Raw genomic sequence first — 16,378 nt, 5'->3', positions numbered from 1 at the left:
AAGGGTCGCTTGCTCCCAAGACACACTCGTCAAGCCGCTAATGCTGCGCTTCGCAACGCGAAGAGCGTGAGGGATGTCAGGTTGTGGCTTCGTGGTATCAGCGCCGCGTCACCTGGATCGGCGTGCAACCCGTCAGTTGTTCACGGGGCAGCCGGTCGTTCCAAAGGGAGATCGGATCCTTCCCTGGCCTTGCTCTCTTCCAGCACGCTGTCGAGCGTCCGGAGCCATGCGCGGCTATCCGTTTTGTCCGCCAACCCTTCCGCCCGTAACAGATCGCGCAGCTGCGCATGGGCGCCTACGATGCAGAACGTCACATGACGCGATGCCAGCTCGTCATGGAGGTCAAGCAACATGCGCGCCCCGGCCAGATCGATATAGGGGGACGCCGAGAGATCGCAGGCAACCAGCCTGACGTCAGGCGATTTTCGGAACGCCGTCACAACCGTATCCAGTATCATCTCGGCATTGATGTAGAGCAGCGAGGCTTCGGGCCGGAAAGCGATAACACCGACCAGCGGCTCCACGCCTTCGTGCCTGGCGCTGTCGGAATAGCGACCGGTTCCGGGAAGCCGCCCGAGAAACGCGATGTTGGGCCGCGACGCACGGGCAAGCAGCAGGAAGATGGATGCAAGGGCGGCAAGCAGCACGCCTTGCAGGATTCCGAGCAGCAGCACGGAGACCAGCGCGATCGCCGCGGCGTAGAAGTCAATCCGGCTGACCCTCCACATCCAGATCAGCGCGCGGACGTCGACCAGCTTGTAAACGGCAACCAGGACAATGCCGGCCAACACTGCTTTGGGAAGATTGGTCAGCAATCCCGTAAAGAACAGCAGGCAAAGCGCAAGGGCAAACGAGCAAACCACCAGTGCCAGCGGCGTGCGCGCTCCTCCCGAGTCGTTGACGGCGGATTGCGACAACCCGCCGGCGACGGGATAGCCATGGCCAAACGCGACTGCGAGGTTAGCGGCGCCCAGGCCCAGGAATTCCTGCCGCACATCGAGGCTGTATCCATGCTTCGCTGCAAAACTCCGGGCCGCCGAGACACCTTCTATGTAGGCCAGCAGCAGACACCCGGCCGCTAATGGAAATAGCTCCTGGAATTCGAGCATCCCGAAAGTCGGCACCTGGAAAGCCGGCAGTCCTTCCGGAATGCTGCCGGTAACTTGTATGCCCAGTGACGGAAGACCGAACAAGGTTGCCAGGAAAATTGACAGTGCCACCACGGTCAATCCGACCGGCCTGCCCGGCAGAAACCGGCCGCCAAGGAGCAGGAGCAGGATTGCAGCAACCCCAATTGCCAATACGAGCAGATTGCTGTCGCCGACTTGACCTGCAAGCCGGATGGCCCGGTCGAAGAAGTTGTGGCCTCCGCCGGCCACGCCGAACAGGCTCGGCAACTGACTCATGATGATTGTCAGTCCAGCCCCTGCCTTGAAGCCGACAAGGATACTGTCGCTGACCAGGCGGACGAGAATGCTGAGTTTGAAAAGCCAGGCAATCAGGCAAAGCAGCGCCACAGCGCAGGCTGCAAGGCTGGCGATCTGCGCGAATCGAACCGCGTCGCCTCCAGCCAGGGACCCAGCGGTGCCGGCAATCATCAGCGAGATCGCGGAGGTCGGGCCGACCGCGAGCTGGCGCGACGAACCGAGCAGCGCATAGCCGATGCCGCCGAGCATATAGCCGTAGATGCCGACCTGCGGCGGCAACCCGGCCAGGCCTGCATAGGCCAATGACACCGGGATCGCATAGGCGGCGAGCGTCACACCGGCGATCGCATCATGGCGCAGCCAGGACGGCTGATACTCGGCAAGCCAGATCGACGGAGGAAAAATCCGTACCCAGCCCGTTCGCTGAGACGAGCGTGATTTCATGGACGCTCCTCGTTGGGGCGTGTCTCGCAGCGCAACAAAACGATCAGCAGCGCCACCACGGGCAAGCCGAGCGCGAGGTCCGGGATGAACTTCGTTGCGTAGGCGCCAACCGCCGCCCCTACGCCGAAGGCCACGCACAGCGCGGCGAAAATACCGGGGCGGCGAAGCGAGCCGAATTGTCCGGAGACCACGGTGAACAGTCCCTCGATCGCCTGGCGTAGATTGCCTGTTATCATCACCGAGCTGTAGATCACGCCTTCGACCTTGGTGAAGATCGCCGCTTGCATGGCGGCAACGAACGAAATGCCAAGCGTGCCCGCCAGATCCGGCAAGCGATTGTGCAGGATGCCGACCGTGATGAGCAGCACAATCTCGATGAGCGTGCTGATCGCACTGGCACGCTCTCCTGTCGCGCTGCGCAGAAATGCGGCCATCACGATACCCACCGCGAATGCCAGCATGGGAGGAACAAAGTCAAGCGCCCGCGCCCATTCGCCCGCCGTGCCATAGACCCAGAGCAGGACCAGGTTCGCCGTCTGCGCGTTGGCCATCACGCCGTGGATGATCCACGTGTAGGCGTCGAGATAGCCGCCGGCGAAGGCCAGCAGCAGCGCGACCTGCACCGTTTCGTCGCGGCGTATCGGCGGACTGGCGGCGATATCCATTGAAGTCATGTCAATACGCGGGCTTGTCGCGGGTCCGGCTCGGCTTGATAGGCAACGTCTCAACCCGGACGGGGCTTGATCTGGATCAAGCCTTCCGGGAGTTCCTGGCAATCAACTCGGTACGCCATCGAACCGTGTGCCCGGGAAGGCGAGCATGGCCAATGTCAGCAGGATCACCGCTCCGGAAAGCTCTCTGCCGCCGGCGGGGACTCGCGTTCTTCTCCTTGCGCGTATCGACGTCGGTTGCCGGCACCTTTGTTGGTTGAGCATTTGCTTCAGGTGCTACATCGAGGGAGACGCGCCATGAGTCAGCAAAGCTTACGTACCCTGATCGCCGCGCTATTGCTGCTATTCGGCACCCTGATCACGCCGTCGCGCGCCGAGGATCAGGCCGCATCTCGTCCAATCCAGGAAGAGATCTGGGCGCTGCCGCTGCCGCTTCCGATGTTCGCCTATGTGGTCCGGCCGGTCGGTGACGGGCCGTTCCCGCTTGCGATCATGAATCACGGTGTCTCAATGACCGCGACCGGCCGCAGCTTTTTCCCGCTTGTGGAATTTCGCGACGCCGCCAAGTGGTTTGCCCAACGCGGCTATCTCGTGGTGGCCCCCGTCGGCACCGGATACGGCGCAGCCGCCATCGACATACCCGAGCATGGGCTCTACGGCCCGTTCTTCTCGAAAGTCGGAAAGTGCAGCAATCCCAACTTCCACGCTCCCGGCCTTGCGGTCGCTCAAGTCGACCTCTGGATCATCGACTATATGGCCGCCGAGAAACGCATCCTGCCAAAGGACGTCATCGTCGTCGGGCAATCCGCCGGCGGATGGGCCTCGATCGCGCTTTCAAGCCTGAACCCGCCCCAGGTCAAGGCAATCATCACCTTTGCCGCGGGCCGAGGCGGCCGCGTCGACGGCAAGCCGAACAACAATTGCGCGCCCGACAAACTGGTCGAAGCAACCGGCGAGTTCGGCCGCACATCGCGGGTACCGATGCTGTGGATCTATATCGAGAACGACACCTTCTTTGGCCCCGCCCTGTCGAAACGCATGCACGAGGCCTTTAGCGCCGCTGGCGGCAAGGCCGAATACCATTTGGTACCGCCGTTCGGCGGTGATGGACATTTCTTTATCGGGTCTGCCGACGCCATCCCGATCTGGTCCCCGATCGTGTCGAGATTTCTGAATGAACAAAGGTAGGGTACGGCCATAGCCTGGAGGAGCAGCCATGACGAGCTCACATCGCGCCGAACCGCGCTTCAATTATGCGAAGCCCTGTTTTAGAGGGCTTGTTCTGGCGGCGGTCGCGAGCACCGCGTTCAGCCAGTCAGCCGTATCACAACAGACCTCGACGACCGCGCCGACGGGGACCGAAATTGCGCCCCGTGGGCAACGCGAAGTCAAAGATCTCACCTATGGTGACTGGAAGAAGCTCTGCTTCAAGCCCGGCGGCGCAAAAATGATCTGCCGGACCTCGATATCAGGCACGTTCCCGACCGGTCAAATGGCTGTTCGCGTCGATATCATCGAGCGTGAAGGCGACACCACGGCGCGGCTGCAGGTGTTTTGTCCCGTCGGCATGTATCTGGCGAAGCCGGCCACGCTCACCATCGACCAGGGCAAGCCCCATGATGTGCCCTATACCTGGTGCCTCACCAACGCCTGCATCGCAGGCGCCGCGGCAGACCCGAAGATGGTCCAGGAAATGAGTTCAGGGCAAATGCTGCGGCTGGAATTCGTTGATTCAGGGCTGCTGTCGGTTTCGACGTCGCTCCCGCTCGGCCAGTTCGCGTCCATCCACAAAGGTGCGCCGGCGCAGACGTTCGAACAGGACATCGATGAATGAGACAAGTTTGCCTAAGCGGCAGCGCTTACTTTTTGGATGGGCTCGATGAGCGATGATGCGGTAAACGGCTTGATCAGGTATGCGATGCAGCCCGACCCTATTGCCGCTGCGCGGTTCGCCTCACTGTCGTTTCCGGTGATGTAAATAACTGGCAGGACGCACCCATTGTCGGCGAGGTAACGCCGCAACGCGATGCCGGATTCTCCCTTCAGGTCGATATCCAGGACAATACAAAATGCTGCGCCGAAATCCGCGTAACTGAGCAGCTCCGCACCAGATTCGAAGAGAATTGCGTTTAAGCCGTGCTTGCTCAGCAACCGCTTCATGCCCTCGCGCATTGAGGAATCATCATCAACCACGAAAATTGACTTGCGGATCGACAAAGTGCTCGGCCTTCAGGTTCATACAATTCAAAACCATTCGACGACCGCGCCAAGTATTCGGAAGTATGAGTAAGCCGCGCGAGCGCCACTGGGCATCCTTAGTTAGACACCCGTCGGCAAACTTCATATTGTCCTCATGTGCAAGGTGGCCGGAACGGGATCTCCAGCGGTATCCCAATCTGCCTATTCGCCGGAGTTGGTGTCGGGAACCAGCACCCCCATCCGCACTGCCCGCGAAACCAATTCCGCCAGCGAATGCGCTTGCAGCTTTTCCATCACCTGATGGCGGTGCGCCTTCACGGTGCGTTCGGTCGTTCCTAGATTGTTGGCAATCTGCTTGTTCAGCTTGCCGCGCACGATCAAATCGAACACCTGTCGCTCGCGCGGCGTCAGTGTTGCAACGAGTGCGAGAAAGGAATCGAGGTCAGTCTGTCGGCTGCGGGCCAGGTTGCAACGTGCCAAGGCGCGCTCGATGGCGGCGATCATTTGTTCTGATGGTATCGGCTTGGTCAGGAAGTCCTCGGCCCCCGCCTTGATAGCTCGCACGGTCGTCGGGATATCGGAATGTCCGGTGACGAACACGATCGGCATGATCGATCCGAGTTCGACGAGGTGATCTTGCAGCTCGAGACCGCCCAGCCCCGGCATTTGCACATCGAGCAGGATACATCCCGGCACTTCAATGCTACCCGGCAGACAATCCAGCAAATGTTGCGCCGATGAGTGGGTCTCTACTTGATAGCCCGCATGCCTCAGGCGCCGTTCGATCGCCGTTCGAAACGAGGCGTCGTCATCGACCACGTGAACAAGGCCAGGCATTTCCCCTCCTAGCCACCGAACCAGACCCGGCGATCCGGCCAGGTCCAAGCAACTCGCAATCCAAGCATTTCGCAATCAAGGTCTAAATGCACTCTATCAAACATATGGTTTGGCACTACGATGGTGTGCTTCTCACTTCGCAACATACTGCCGGTTGTCCTTTGGTACAATGAACATTGGGACAATAGTTTCAGGTACGGCTTTCGTCCAAGTTGAACTGCGGTCGAAAACGAAGGGCAATGTCCGCATTCTCTGCGACGAACTGTTTCACCCAAACGTGGCACTACGTAGCGCCCTCATTACAGGAGTTGGCCCATGTTTGTGCGTATCACGGCCGATTCGGCATCCCGTCCCAACACGCTCGACGCACTCGGCATGGAGAGCTATTCAAATCCCCTCGTTAATTTAAGCGAATTCAATTACAAAAAAGGGACCGAAATATTTGGAGAGAAAGAGCCTGCGGAATACGTCTATCAGGTGAAAGCCGGTGCGGTGCGAAGCTACAAACTGCTTTCGGACGGCCGTCGCCAGATCGGCGCGTTTCACCTTGTGGGCGACATCTTCGGACTCGAGAACGGAAGCGAGCACCGGTTTACCGCAGAGGCGATCGTGAACACCACGGTCCGCCTGATCAAGCGGCGCAGCCTTGAGATCGTGGCCGAGAGCGATGCGATGGTCTCGCGCAACCTGCTCAGCATGACCACGAGCAACCTGCAGCATGCCGAGGACCACATGCTCCTGCTCGGCCGCAAGACCTCGCTGGAACGGGTCGCCGCCTTCCTGATCGAGATGGATCGACGGCTTACGGCGGCGGGCGTCATGCCGCTGCCGATGTCGCGCCGCGACATTGCGGATTATCTCGGCCTGACGCTCGAAACGGTCTCGCGCGCGCTGTCGCGGCTGCATGAGCTCGGCATCATCGGATTCATCGGCACCAATCAACGCCAGATCGTGCTTATGGACCGCCAGGAGCTGGCCAATCTCGACCTGCAGCACTGAACCCCGGTGCGCCGGTTGTGGCGAGATGCTCGTGTGTCTTGCGCAGCACCTCGAACAGAACGGCGGTTGACCAGCCGAACATCAGGATGCCGTTCATCGCGGTCATCGGCCCGCTAAGCCGCCACGCCTGCACGGGCGTGATATCACCATAACCGAGCGTGGTATAATTGACGAAGGAAAAATAGAGCAGATCGCTGCCGGCAGGTGCCGCACCGACGATCGCATAGGCCAGCGCCCAAACAAAAATCTCCAGCGTGTGCGCCACCATCAGGGCCACCGCAGTCGCGACCATCACGGCCATCAAGTGCGCTCGCGGCCAGCTTGTGTGCCGCTGCCCGGCGGCGCGGGCAATGCCGGCCGCGCCGACGGTAACCAGCGCATGGATCATGATATTGAGCACGCTGACGACGAAGCCTACCAGCAATTCAAGCGCCATCGCCGTCTCTTGGATCGAAAGAGGCGCGACCCATCCTCTGATTACATTGCAGCCAATCTCAGCTCTTCGGGGTGAATGCGCTGGTCGCCGCCTTCATGGCGGATTCACCCATGCTCCTGGCCTGCTCCGTCAGCGCCCGCATCTGGTCCTGGTAGAACTCGGATTGGATCTTGAAAGCGTCCTGCGCATCCTTGGCTTGAATCAGCTTATCGCCGAGATCGAATGTCGCAGTCACATTACGCTGCACCTGACCGCAGAACTGCTTGACCTGGTCGGAAGCCGGCAGCTGCGAAGAGCCCTTCTCGAGCAATTCAAAATACTCCACCATGGCCTTTCGAATGCGGCCGTTGGCTTCGGAAAGCATCGCGCGAACGCTGTCAGCGGAAGGATTGATATCGGCCATGACACTGCTCCTCGTGAGAGATCGGACTAAACCTTATTGCGCAAGCCGCCAAACCAGGCGCCGAAATAGCCGGCGTAGAGCGCAGGCAATTCGAGATTCATCGAATGCCCGATGCCGGGTACAACTACGAGCCGGCAATCCGGCATCGCCGCCGCCATCGTCCGAAGGTCGCTTGGTGGAATCCAACCGTCCCGCTCGCCCCACAACACAAGATGCGGGTGTCGGATATCGGGCATTCGGCGCTCCAGTTCACCGCTCTCCCGCTCGCGGGTGAGATTGACCGGAGTCCCGATCCAGATGCCTTCGGAGACGCCAAAGGTCTGCTCCAGGATTCGTTCGAACAGCGCCTCGATCTCTTCAAGCCCAATGCGGAATCGCGGGACGGTGTTCGGCGCAAGGCTATCCGGCACGAACAGCGAGGACGCTGCGGTCGCCATGATTTCCCGGGTCAACTTCCTGCTCGCCATCATCGAACGGAAGAGATCGATCTGATCGGCACTGAACGCCATGCCGAGCGGCGTAACCGGATCGAGGGCAAACACCCGTCCGAACCGCTGCGGCTGCATCAGCAGCATCCGCGCGGCGATGATGCCACCGGTCGAATGGGTCGCCAAATGACAGAACGTGATGTCGAGCGCATCGAGCGCAGCCAGCATGTCCTGCGCATGCTGCTGCATCGAGTAATTGGAATAGCCGACCGCAGGCTGCGGCCGGTCGCTTTCACCGCAGCCACGCCAGTCGATCCCGATCACGCGCAGGCCGCTGGGAAACAGCGGCGCGGCCAGCTCGATCCAGTCCTTGCTGGCGAGATTGCCGTGGATGAAGACGACGGTAACATCGCCTTCTCCCCATTCTCGCCAGCCCAGCTGGACCTCGCCCGTTTGCACCCGTGCCATGACAGCTCTATTTGTTCAGGCCGGCCGTCGGGTTCGGCCCGTCCGGCGTCGGCGCCACCGGCATCGCCGAAGCGACTACGCCGTTGATCACACGATCGATCTCGAGCGGCGAGCTGGTGTCGAGGTTGCCCGTAGATACGAAGTCGGAGACGTCGGCCGAAAACTCCACCGGATTGTCGGTGTGGATGAAATGCCCGGTGTCCGGATAGATTTTCAGAATCGGCCGGTTGTTGGCGCCCGTCATCCGCGTCATGAACGGCGAGATGATATCGCGGCCGAGATCCTTCAGCCCGTTAAAGACGGTGCCGGGAATGAAGGGTTCCTTGTCGCCGAAGGCCAGGAAGATCGGCTGCTTGATATCTGTCAGCCGCCGATAGAGGTTCTTCGGGTCATCCTGCTGCAGCTCCGCCACCATGGTATAGATGTCGAAGATGAAGACGTTGGACCATTGCTCCAACTCCTTCGGATTGCCCTTGATCATGCCGGCACGCTGCTCGGTGTGCAGCCGCGCATACTGGCTGTCGTTCATGAAGTAGCCGCTCTTGCTGCGGCCGACCACGCCGGTGGCCGGATCGCGCTTCTTGAAGTAGTAGAAGTCGCGGATGTTCTGGTCCGTACGGGCGATTTCGCCCGACAGGATTCCCGTCGGTCCCCAGACTTCCTTCCACTTATCGAAATCGCGCGCAAAGGAGGCGTCGAACAGCTTCGCCTTCTTGCCCGGACCGACCGTCACCTCGCGCGGATACTCCTCGAGGCCGGCGGGGGCTTCGAGGATCAGGCTTTTCACTGCGTCCGGATAAGTCAACGCATAGCCCAGGACGAGTTGGCCACCCAGCGAATGACCGAGATAGGTCGCCTGCCTGACTTTGAGTTGGTTGACCACGAGGTCATTAACTACCTCTCGCATGTCCTGCATGGTTCGCGCCGGGCTCTTGTCGAGATTACCCGGACCGGACATGCCGTAATGCGGCAGGTCGAGTGCAATCACGCGCAGGCCGCTGCGCAGCGCATACTGAATGACGTTGCCGTAATGGCCGGCGAACGCGCCCTTGCCGTGGATGATGACGAGCACCTTCGGATCCTTGTCGGTGCCGGCATACTCGTCCATATAGCCGATCTGCCAGGTCGTGCCCTTGACGTCCTTGGCGTTGGCATACTTCACCGGATAGGGATAGGTCACGTAATCTTTCCAGAAGGACTTCTTCGGATCGATGTCGGCGGCCACGCCCGGCACCCGATAATTCTTGTCGACGAACTGCTGCGCCCTGTCGAGGCTCGCAACGTCGTCCATGAACGAAACGAATTTCGGATCGTGCTTGCGGGTATTCAGGATCGAGAACACGCCGTAATGGGCGACCGGGCTTTCTTCGGCAATCAAGTCGGCGCCGGGAATGCGTTCGACGGCCTTCTCCGCAAGGGTGAAGTTGAGCCAGAGGTCGTTCTTGATGTGCACCACCAGGGTGCGCGACTCTATGCGGCCAAGATCGTCATTGATGTTGTGAAGCTCGCCGACGCGGTTGCGCCATACCAGATCCACAGCATCATACAGCTTGGACCGATTGATCACACTGAGAGACGCCTTGTCGTTCGGCGGATTCCAGTAGAAGATTTCCGGCTGCACCGACGTGAACGCCTGTGTCGACCGGAACGCCAGGTCATACCCGGTCAAGCCCAGCACCGACCAGCCGAACGCCATACCCATCAGCGGGTGCTTTTCCTTGGGCATCTTGTAGTAATCACCCTTGGTCTGCTGCCACACCGGATCGGACTCGATCGCAGCCGTCATCAGCTGGAAGGTCCAGTTGCCGACTGGATCGCCGGCGTCCGATTGCGTGGTGCCGCCGATCGGCATGATGGCGCCGACATATTGCGGGTGCATCACGCCCCAGACGTAGGTCTGGGTGCCGCCCATCGAGACGCCGGCGGCCAGCGCCACCTTCGCCACCTTCAGATGATCGCGGAGCATGCGATAATTCGCCTGCACCATGTCGAAATAAGTGTATTGCGGAAACTTGATCCCCAGCCCGTCGGACGGTTTGCTGGCGCCCCAGGTACCGAGCGGGTCGACCATCACGACATAATAGCGATCGGTGTCGATCGGGCGGCCCGGCCCGATGATCGGGGTGCCGCCCGAGAGCGCAGCGCCCTTCACCCACTGCTCGTACATGTCGGTGGAATCGCCGGAATAATAGGAGTTGATGACCACAGCATTGGTGATCTCACCCGCCGCGTTCCGTCGTGGCGTGCCGACCGCGATGTAGGCGGTGCGTAGCTTGCCGCCGCCGAGCGATTCCAGCGTCACGCCGCCCTCGCCGCCGTTTTCCCATTTCGAGGGATTGGCAAGGTCGTATTTGCCGCCGAGCTTGAAGTCGCTGATCTCGTAATATTTCTTCAACCCGTCGTGCTGCACTTGCGACGAGCGCCGCGTAAACGGCTGTGCGACAGCGAGCGAGGTACCGACCAGAAGCAACAGCAGGCTTATGAAGCATCGCTGCAAAGCTAGTTTCCCGAGCATGGCGAATTCCTCCCGATTGGTCTTTGGCAGGAAGCTATGTGCGGTGGCCGCGCGTTCCTTGATTTAACTCAAGGGAATTGAGCCGCGGCGGGTAACCCTGCGAACACAAACTCGCACCGGGTCGCAGCGATGCCCTTCCTCCGCCACGGATCGTATCGAATCCGCTACGAGCTCGACGGCCCCGCCAACGCCCCCGCCTATGTTCTGGTGAACGGGCTCACGCAATATGCCGAGCTATGGACGGCCTATCGCGACGCACTGGTGGCGAGGCGATTTCGCGTCGCAACATTCGATCTCCTGGGCCAGGGTACATCAGACAAGCCGGCTTTGTTCATCAGCCAGGACGACCAGGTCGCGGCCGTTGCTCTCCTGATCGACGAGCTCGGCGACGGCCCTGTCTTTCTCAGCGGCATCAGCTTCGGCGGCCTGATCGCGCTTCGCTATGCCATTACGCATGGCAAGCGGCTCTCTGGACTGGTGCCTATGAGCTGCTTTGCAGAGCTCTCGCCGCAACTCCTTCTGCTCGGCAACGCCATGCGCACCGGGCTGATCCTCGGCGGCACCAGCTATCTTCAGGATCTCCTGCTGCCGATGAATCTGTCGGACCAATGGTTGAAGCCGTTGCTGGACAAGCTCGACAGTGTCAAGCGCCAGGGCTGGCTGGTCAACGACGTCTACGCCCTGCAGAATCTCATGGAATCGTTCCTCGATTTCGAGCCGTTGACGCCGCAGCTCGCTTCAATCGCAGTGCCGACCATGATCCTGAACGGTGAGTTCGACTTTCTGACGCCGCGCGCCCTGCACGAAACCCTGCGCGTCCAGATTCCCAACAGCTCGCTCGTGATCATACCTCGCGCCTATCACGCCTTCACCCTGGAGAAGCCGGCGCTTACGGCAGATCTGCTCGCGCGTTTTGCCGAGGACGTCCTTGCCGGCCGTTGGCACGGCAACAAGGCCGTTTGGATCGCCCCCGAGGAAGCAGGTGGCGCGCTTGAGCCGTTTCCGCCCGGTTACGATCATCTGCGCGCGATCCCTACGCCGAGGCCGACATCATGAGCGGGTTCTTCGGACCACTCGACCCCGGCGGCCGCGTGCCGCCGCGTCAGCAGACGCGGGTCGCGACGTTCCTGATCTCCGCTCACGGCGCATTGGCGAGGCAGTTCGCGTTTAGCCTGCCGATGAAACTCGAGTCCGCGTGGCAAACCGAATTGAATGCGCAGCTCTATCGCGAGACCGAAATCATGTCGCTGCTGCTGCGCGCGACCTCGTGGGTGCCGGATCTCGCCCTGGGTTACATGGCGGCGTCCTGGGAGACGGCATGGTTTCCGGCGCCGATGGACGGGATCGCGGACCGCAGCTTGGCGGCGGCGACCGGCCTTGCTACGCTCGCACATGCCGTGCATGCCGGCATTCGACCGGCCGCGCTGCTTCCGGTGGAAGCCAACGCCAACGATCCCTTCGTGATGGCGCTGCGCCGCATCGAATTCGAAAGCAGCCGCCTGCTGCAGGCGCAGATCGTCTTCCTGAAGGGCGCTGAACTCGCACCGTTTCGCGACACCGTGAGCGCAGCCCTTGAGCGGCGTCATGCGGAAATTGGCAAGCTATGGGCGGAAGCGCTCGAAAGCGTCGGTATTACCATCCACCGCGCGGAATAGCAGAAAGCCTTGATGCAGATCAAAGGAGCGCTGGCGGCCGTCATCAACATCACCGTTGCATCCGCCCTTTCATGGATCGCTTGCTGACTGGAGTTTCATCATGAGGGCCGTTTCCGTTGAAGAAGCCGTTGCGATGATCCCGCCCGGCGCAAGCATCATGGTTGGCGGATTCATGGGTGTCGGAACGCCGGAACGCCTGCTCGACGAAGTCGTCAGGCAGAACAAGACCGACCTTGAAGTGATCAGCAACGACGCGGCCGTCCCCGGGAAAGGCGTTGGCAAACTGTTCGATGCGACGCTCGTATCGCGCCTCACCGCAACCCATATCGGTCTCAATCCGAAGGCGCAGCAGCAGATGCTGGCCAAGCAGGTCGCCATCGACCTCGTACCCCAGGGGACCTTTGTCGAGCGCATTCGTGCCGGTGGTTGCGGCCTCGGAGGCGTGCTCACGCCGACCGGCGTCGGCACGCTGGTTGCCGAAGGCAAACGCCAGATCGAGGTCGCCGGAACGACGTTTCTGCTCGAAACCGCGCTACGCGCAAAGTTCGCCCTGGTTCATGCTTTCCTGGCGGATTATCTCGGCAACCTCACCTACGCGCTGACCGCACGCAATTTCAATCCCATCATGGCGATGGCCGCCGACACCGTGATCGTGACGGCGGAACACATCGTGCCCGTCGGCGTCATTGCACCCGACCACGTCGTGACCCCGGCGCCGCTCGTCGACTACCTCATTACGAACGGGTGAACCATGGATGCACAAGCAATCATCGCCCGGCGCGTCGCACAGGAGCTCCGTAGCGGCGACCTTGTGAACCTGGGTATCGGTATTCCGACGCTGGTCGCCAACTATGTTCCGCCAGGGCTCAAGGTTTTCTTCCAGTCGGAGAACGGATTGATCGGCACCGGTCCGATACCGGAGCAAGGGTTGGCTCATCCGCTTCTGACCGATGCCGGCGGCCGACCGATCAGCGCGCTGCCGGGCGCCAGCACTTTTGACAGCGCGATGTCCTTTGGATTGATCCGCGGCGGCCACGTCGATGTGACGGTGCTTGGCGGCCTGCAGGTCGACGCGCACGGACTTCTCGCCAACTGGATGATCCCCGGGAAGATGGTCCCGGGAATGGGCGGCGCAATGGATCTCGTCAGCGGCGCCAAGCGGGTCATCGTCGCCATGCAGCACGCCGCGAAGGGAAAATCGAAGATCGTCGCCAAATGCACCCTGCCGTTGACCTCGGCAAGACCGGTCCACCTGGTCGTGACCGACATGGCGGTGATCGCCTTCGCGGACGGCAAGGCAACCCTGGTGGAAACCGCGCCAGGTGTCAGCGTCGGCGAGGTCGTGGCCGTCACCGAGGCCGATCTCGTCATTCCCAACGCCGTTCCGGAAATGCAGATCTGACGAGGCCGGAGCATGCGGATATTCAGCGACTTCAGCGAGATCAAATCCGCCATCGGCACCGAGATCGGCGCCAGCGACTGGATCGAGGTCACGCAAGAGCGAATCAACCAGTTTGCGGAAGCGACCTGTGACGAGCAGTGGATCCATGTCGACCAGGAGCGTGCGAAGAAGGAATTGCCTGGCGGCACCACCATCGCCCACGGGCTGTTGTCGCTCGCGCTCGCGCCGCTCTTCATTCGGTCGGTCATTGGCCTGAAGGGCTTGCGCAATACGCTGAACTACGGTGCGGACAGGATACGGTATCTGTCACCGGTCCCGGCGGGCTCGAGGTTGCGTGGTCGTGTCACGGTCGCCGAAGCGGAGGACGTGCCGCCGGACGGGCTGCGCGTGAACTATCACCTCGTGATCGAGATCGAAGGCGGCAAGCGCCCAGCTTGCGTCGCCGAGTTGATTGCTCTGCACTATCGCTGATAGTGCGCCGGTACGATCGCGCTCAATCGATGATGTTGTAGCCGCCGTCGATATAAAGGACGCCGCCCGTGATCAGCTTGGCGCCGTCGAGCGCCAGAAATGCGGTGGCGTTGCCGACATCGTCGATGCTGACGAGACTGCGCGCCGGCGCCTTGGATTGCGCCTTGTCCATCAGTTCGTCGAATTCGGGAATCCCCGACGCGGCGCGCGTGGCGAGCGGCCCCGGCGAGATCGCGTGAACGCGGATGCCTTTCGGGCCCAGTTCCGCAGCCGCGTAGCGGACGGCAGCTTCAAGCGCGGCCTTCGCCACGCCCATCACGTTGTAGTTCTCGACCACCATCTGGCTGCCATAGTAAGTCATGGTGAACATGGTTCCGCCATTCTTCATCAAAGGTTCGGCCAGATGGGCCATTCGCAGGAACGACCAGCATGAGACGTCCATGGTCTTGAGGAAGCCGTCGCGGTTGACATCCACGACGCGTCCGTGAAGTGCCTCCTTGGGTGAGAAGGCGATCGAGTGCAGCAGGAAATCGAGCCGCCCCCATTCCTTCCCGATCCGTTCGAACACCTGCTCCGTCTGGCCTTCGACCATGACGTCCATGGGCATGAAGATCGGCGCCTCCAATGCCTGTGCAAGCGGCTCGACGTGCTTCTTCGCGCGATCGTTCAAATAGGTGACGGCGAGCTCCGCTCCGAGCGCGCGAAATGCCTTCGCGCATCCCCAGGCGATCGACTGGTCGTTGGCGATGCCGACGATCAGGCCTTTCTTGCCCTTCAGGGCAACCTTGGAATCCGGAAATACGGGGATCATGACACCCTCTCATGTCTGGGGTTAGGCGACGGCCTGTTCAACAGCAGCGACAAGGTGTGCTGCGCGATCATCAACTCCTCATCGGTTGGCACGACATAGACCGGAATCCGGCTGTCAGACCGCGAGATCAGCCGCGCGTGGCGGGAGTTCTCGGCCGGATCGAGCACGACGCCGAGCCATCCAAGCTGGTTGACGATACAGGCCCGAATTCGAGCCGAATTTTCCCCGATACCGGCGGTGAAGACGAAAGCGTCCACGCCCTGCAATGCGGCGGCAAGCATGCCGGCATTGAGACCGATCCGGTATACGAAATAGTCGACGGCCAGCTTTGCACGTGGATCTGCATTTCCCTCCAGCTCGCGCATATCGTTGCTGATGCCGGAAAGGCCCTTCAAGCCGCAATCGCGATACAGAAAATCCTGCACGTTGGATGCCGACATTCCCTTTTCGCTGATGAGATAGAGCACGACGCCGGGATCGATCTGTCCCGGGCGCGTTCCCATGGGAAGCCCATCGAGGGCCGTGAAACCCATGGTGCTCTCGGCACTGCGTCCTTGCTTCAGCGCGCACATCGAAGCGCCGCTTCCAAGATGCGCGACGATCACCCGGCCCTTGGCGATATCAGGCGCGATTTGCGGCAGCGCTTTCGCGATGTATTCGTAGGAGAGACCGTGAAATCCATAACGTCGCACGCCCTCCGCGTACAACTGATGAGGGATCGCATAGTGGTCGGCGACCGCGTCATGGGTACGGTGAAACGCGGTGTCGAAACAGGCCACCTGCGGAAGCGCTGGAAAATTGGTGAGAAGCGAGCGGATCGGCGCCAAATTGTGCGGCTGATGAAGCGGGGCCAGGGCAATGAACCGCTCCAGCCGAGATACGACACCATGGTCGATCAGCACCGGCCGGTCATGGTCCGGACCGCCATGAACGACACGATGTCCGACCGCCATGGGATTGATGCGAAGCTCATGCCGCAACCAGTCACCCGCGGTAGCCAGCGCGGCTGGAACGTCCGGCATGCTCTCGATCGGGTAAGCACGGTCGGCCAGCGAATCGCCGTTCGCTCCGCTCGCTCGAAGCCGCGGACGGCTGCCAATGCCATCCACCTGGCCCTTGATCTGCCGCTGTAGTCTTCCGTCTCCCTCGACCGAGAATATCTGGAACTTGACGCTCGAGGAGCCTGCATTGACAACGAGGATCGTGTCCATG

General features: G+C 61.0%; 18 protein-coding genes. 8 read left to right on the top strand and 10 right to left on the bottom strand.

What is annotated here, in order from left to right; translation table 11 throughout:
• Positions 1 to 140: 140 nt before the first annotated feature.
• Positions 141 to 1,871 (bottom strand): SulP family inorganic anion transporter, encoded by a 1,731-nt coding sequence (locus ABIE49_RS31935; RefSeq protein WP_192735233.1) that lies wholly within the window; start codon positions 1,869 to 1,871, stop codon positions 141 to 143.
• Positions 1,868 to 2,545, bottom strand: coding sequence for a YoaK family protein (locus ABIE49_RS31930; protein ID WP_192735003.1), 678 nt, complete (start codon positions 2,543 to 2,545; stop codon positions 1,868 to 1,870). Before ABIE49_RS31930 ends, ABIE49_RS31935 begins: the two co-directional genes overlap by 4 nt.
• Before the next feature lie 294 nt (positions 2,546 to 2,839).
• Here ABIE49_RS31930 and ABIE49_RS31925 point away from each other — a divergent pair, with 294 nt between their 5' ends.
• Both ABIE49_RS31925 and ABIE49_RS31920 read left to right on the top strand, forming a co-directional pair.
• Positions 2,840 to 3,730: an alpha/beta hydrolase family protein gene (locus ABIE49_RS31925; RefSeq protein ID WP_192735234.1), complete on the top strand. Its 891-nt coding sequence runs from the start codon at positions 2,840 to 2,842 to the stop codon at positions 3,728 to 3,730.
• A gap of 28 nt (positions 3,731 to 3,758) precedes the next feature.
• A complete protein-coding gene (locus ABIE49_RS31920; protein WP_192735004.1) occupies positions 3,759 to 4,376 on the top strand; it encodes an invasion associated locus B family protein in 618 nt (205 codons plus the stop codon).
• A gap of 11 nt (positions 4,377 to 4,387) precedes the next feature.
• On the opposite strand, the gene ABIE49_RS31915 is transcribed toward ABIE49_RS31920, so the two are convergent.
• Together ABIE49_RS31915 and ABIE49_RS31910 are read right to left on the bottom strand one after the other, a co-directional pair.
• Entirely contained in the window at positions 4,388 to 4,759 is a 372-nt protein-coding gene (locus ABIE49_RS31915; RefSeq protein WP_192735005.1) for a response regulator transcription factor, read from the bottom strand.
• A 183-nt stretch (positions 4,760 to 4,942) separates the two neighbouring features.
• The gene (locus tag ABIE49_RS31910; protein WP_192735235.1) at positions 4,943 to 5,578 is read right to left on the bottom strand and encodes a response regulator transcription factor; all 636 of its coding nucleotides are present in this window, start codon (positions 5,576 to 5,578) and stop codon (positions 4,943 to 4,945) included.
• Between the two features lie 315 nt (positions 5,579 to 5,893).
• On the opposite strand from ABIE49_RS31910, the gene ABIE49_RS31905 reads away from it, so the two are divergent.
• Complete coding sequence (locus ABIE49_RS31905) at positions 5,894 to 6,577, top strand: helix-turn-helix domain-containing protein (RefSeq protein WP_192735006.1); 684 nt, start codon at positions 5,894 to 5,896, stop codon at positions 6,575 to 6,577.
• Here ABIE49_RS31905 and ABIE49_RS31900 read toward each other — a convergent pair.
• Genes ABIE49_RS31900 through ABIE49_RS31885 form a run of 4 tightly spaced genes read right to left on the bottom strand, consistent with a single transcriptional unit; the run spans position 6,534 to position 10,827 of the window.
• Positions 6,534 to 7,013: a potassium channel family protein gene (locus tag ABIE49_RS31900; RefSeq protein ID WP_192735007.1), complete on the bottom strand. Its 480-nt coding sequence runs from the start codon at positions 7,011 to 7,013 to the stop codon at positions 6,534 to 6,536. The genes ABIE49_RS31905 and ABIE49_RS31900 overlap by 44 nt on opposite strands.
• Before the next feature lie 58 nt (positions 7,014 to 7,071).
• Entirely contained in the window at positions 7,072 to 7,416 is a 345-nt protein-coding gene (locus ABIE49_RS31895; protein WP_192735008.1) for a phasin family protein, read from the bottom strand.
• Positions 7,417 to 7,442: 26 nt separating this feature from the next.
• Positions 7,443 to 8,312: an alpha/beta fold hydrolase gene (locus ABIE49_RS31890; protein ID WP_192735009.1), complete on the bottom strand. Its 870-nt coding sequence runs from the start codon at positions 8,310 to 8,312 to the stop codon at positions 7,443 to 7,445.
• 7 nt (positions 8,313 to 8,319) lie between these two features.
• Entirely contained in the window at positions 8,320 to 10,827 is a 2,508-nt protein-coding gene (locus tag ABIE49_RS31885) for an alpha/beta hydrolase (protein WP_192735010.1), read from the bottom strand.
• Positions 10,828 to 10,956: 129 nt separating this feature from the next.
• Here ABIE49_RS31885 and ABIE49_RS31880 point away from each other — a divergent pair, with 129 nt between their 5' ends.
• From ABIE49_RS31880 to ABIE49_RS31860, 5 genes are all read left to right on the top strand, one after another.
• Positions 10,957 to 11,883 carry an alpha/beta fold hydrolase gene (locus ABIE49_RS31880; protein ID WP_192735011.1) on the top strand — a complete coding sequence of 309 codons (927 nt, stop codon included), beginning with the start codon at positions 10,957 to 10,959 and terminating at the stop codon, positions 11,881 to 11,883.
• Positions 11,880 to 12,482, top strand: a complete 603-nt coding sequence (locus ABIE49_RS31875; protein WP_192735012.1) for a hypothetical protein — start codon at positions 11,880 to 11,882, stop codon at positions 12,480 to 12,482. Before ABIE49_RS31880 ends, ABIE49_RS31875 begins: the two co-directional genes overlap by 4 nt.
• 100 nt (positions 12,483 to 12,582) lie before the next feature.
• Positions 12,583 to 13,230, top strand: coding sequence for a CoA transferase subunit A (locus ABIE49_RS31870; protein ID WP_192735013.1), 648 nt, complete (start codon positions 12,583 to 12,585; stop codon positions 13,228 to 13,230).
• Between the two features lie 3 nt (positions 13,231 to 13,233).
• Positions 13,234 to 13,884 carry a 3-oxoacid CoA-transferase subunit B gene (locus ABIE49_RS31865; protein WP_192735014.1) on the top strand — a complete coding sequence of 217 codons (651 nt, stop codon included), beginning with the start codon at positions 13,234 to 13,236 and terminating at the stop codon, positions 13,882 to 13,884.
• 12 nt (positions 13,885 to 13,896) lie between these two features.
• The gene (locus tag ABIE49_RS31860) at positions 13,897 to 14,355 is read left to right on the top strand and encodes a MaoC family dehydratase (RefSeq protein WP_192735015.1); all 459 of its coding nucleotides are present in this window, start codon (positions 13,897 to 13,899) and stop codon (positions 14,353 to 14,355) included.
• A gap of 22 nt (positions 14,356 to 14,377) precedes the next feature.
• Here ABIE49_RS31860 and fabI read toward each other — a convergent pair whose 3' ends face one another.
• Together fabI and ABIE49_RS31850 are read right to left on the bottom strand one after the other, a co-directional pair.
• Positions 14,378 to 15,166, bottom strand: coding sequence for an enoyl-ACP reductase FabI (fabI, locus tag ABIE49_RS31855; RefSeq protein WP_192735016.1), 789 nt, complete (start codon positions 15,164 to 15,166; stop codon positions 14,378 to 14,380).
• On the bottom strand, positions 15,163 to 16,377 hold the full coding sequence (locus ABIE49_RS31850) for an acetate/propionate family kinase (RefSeq protein ID WP_192735017.1): 1,215 nt from the start codon (positions 16,375 to 16,377) through the stop codon (positions 15,163 to 15,165). The genes fabI and ABIE49_RS31850 overlap by 4 nt, the downstream gene beginning before the upstream one ends.
• Between the last annotated feature and the right edge of the window lies 1 nt (position 16,378).

Origin of the sequence: Bradyrhizobium sp. OAE829, from assembly GCF_040546575.1 — a bacterium.
Taxonomy (GTDB): domain Bacteria; phylum Pseudomonadota; class Alphaproteobacteria; order Rhizobiales; family Xanthobacteraceae; genus Bradyrhizobium.
The sequence above is the reverse complement of the archived record's forward strand: the minus strand, read 5'-3'. Positions and strand labels throughout refer to the sequence as shown.

Coding starts and splice junctions, on each gene's coding strand:
- ABIE49_RS31865 (WP_192735014.1), top strand. CDS start 13,234: ATGGATGCACAAGCAATCATCGCCCGGCGCGTCGCACAGGAGCTCCGT.
- ABIE49_RS31885 (WP_192735010.1), bottom strand. CDS start 10,827: ATGCTCGGGAAACTAGCTTTGCAGCGATGCTTCATAAGCCTGCTGTTG.
- ABIE49_RS31930 (WP_192735003.1), bottom strand. CDS start 2,545: ATGACTTCAATGGATATCGCCGCCAGTCCGCCGATACGCCGCGACGAA.
- ABIE49_RS31900 (WP_192735007.1), bottom strand. CDS start 7,013: ATGGCGCTTGAATTGCTGGTAGGCTTCGTCGTCAGCGTGCTCAATATC.
- ABIE49_RS31935 (WP_192735233.1), bottom strand. CDS start 1,871: ATGAAATCACGCTCGTCTCAGCGAACGGGCTGGGTACGGATTTTTCCT.
- ABIE49_RS31870 (WP_192735013.1), top strand. CDS start 12,583: ATGAGGGCCGTTTCCGTTGAAGAAGCCGTTGCGATGATCCCGCCCGGC.
- ABIE49_RS31875 (WP_192735012.1), top strand. CDS start 11,880: ATGAGCGGGTTCTTCGGACCACTCGACCCCGGCGGCCGCGTGCCGCCG.
- ABIE49_RS31910 (WP_192735235.1), bottom strand. CDS start 5,578: ATGCCTGGCCTTGTTCACGTGGTCGATGACGACGCCTCGTTTCGAACG.
- ABIE49_RS31860 (WP_192735015.1), top strand. CDS start 13,897: ATGCGGATATTCAGCGACTTCAGCGAGATCAAATCCGCCATCGGCACC.
- ABIE49_RS31920 (WP_192735004.1), top strand. CDS start 3,759: ATGACGAGCTCACATCGCGCCGAACCGCGCTTCAATTATGCGAAGCCC.
- ABIE49_RS31880 (WP_192735011.1), top strand. CDS start 10,957: ATGCCCTTCCTCCGCCACGGATCGTATCGAATCCGCTACGAGCTCGAC.
- ABIE49_RS31925 (WP_192735234.1), top strand. CDS start 2,840: ATGAGTCAGCAAAGCTTACGTACCCTGATCGCCGCGCTATTGCTGCTA.
- fabI (WP_192735016.1), bottom strand. CDS start 15,166: ATGATCCCCGTATTTCCGGATTCCAAGGTTGCCCTGAAGGGCAAGAAA.
- ABIE49_RS31850 (WP_192735017.1), bottom strand. CDS start 16,377: ATGGACACGATCCTCGTTGTCAATGCAGGCTCCTCGAGCGTCAAGTTC.
- ABIE49_RS31890 (WP_192735009.1), bottom strand. CDS start 8,312: ATGGCACGGGTGCAAACGGGCGAGGTCCAGCTGGGCTGGCGAGAATGG.
- ABIE49_RS31895 (WP_192735008.1), bottom strand. CDS start 7,416: ATGGCCGATATCAATCCTTCCGCTGACAGCGTTCGCGCGATGCTTTCC.
- ABIE49_RS31905 (WP_192735006.1), top strand. CDS start 5,894: ATGTTTGTGCGTATCACGGCCGATTCGGCATCCCGTCCCAACACGCTC.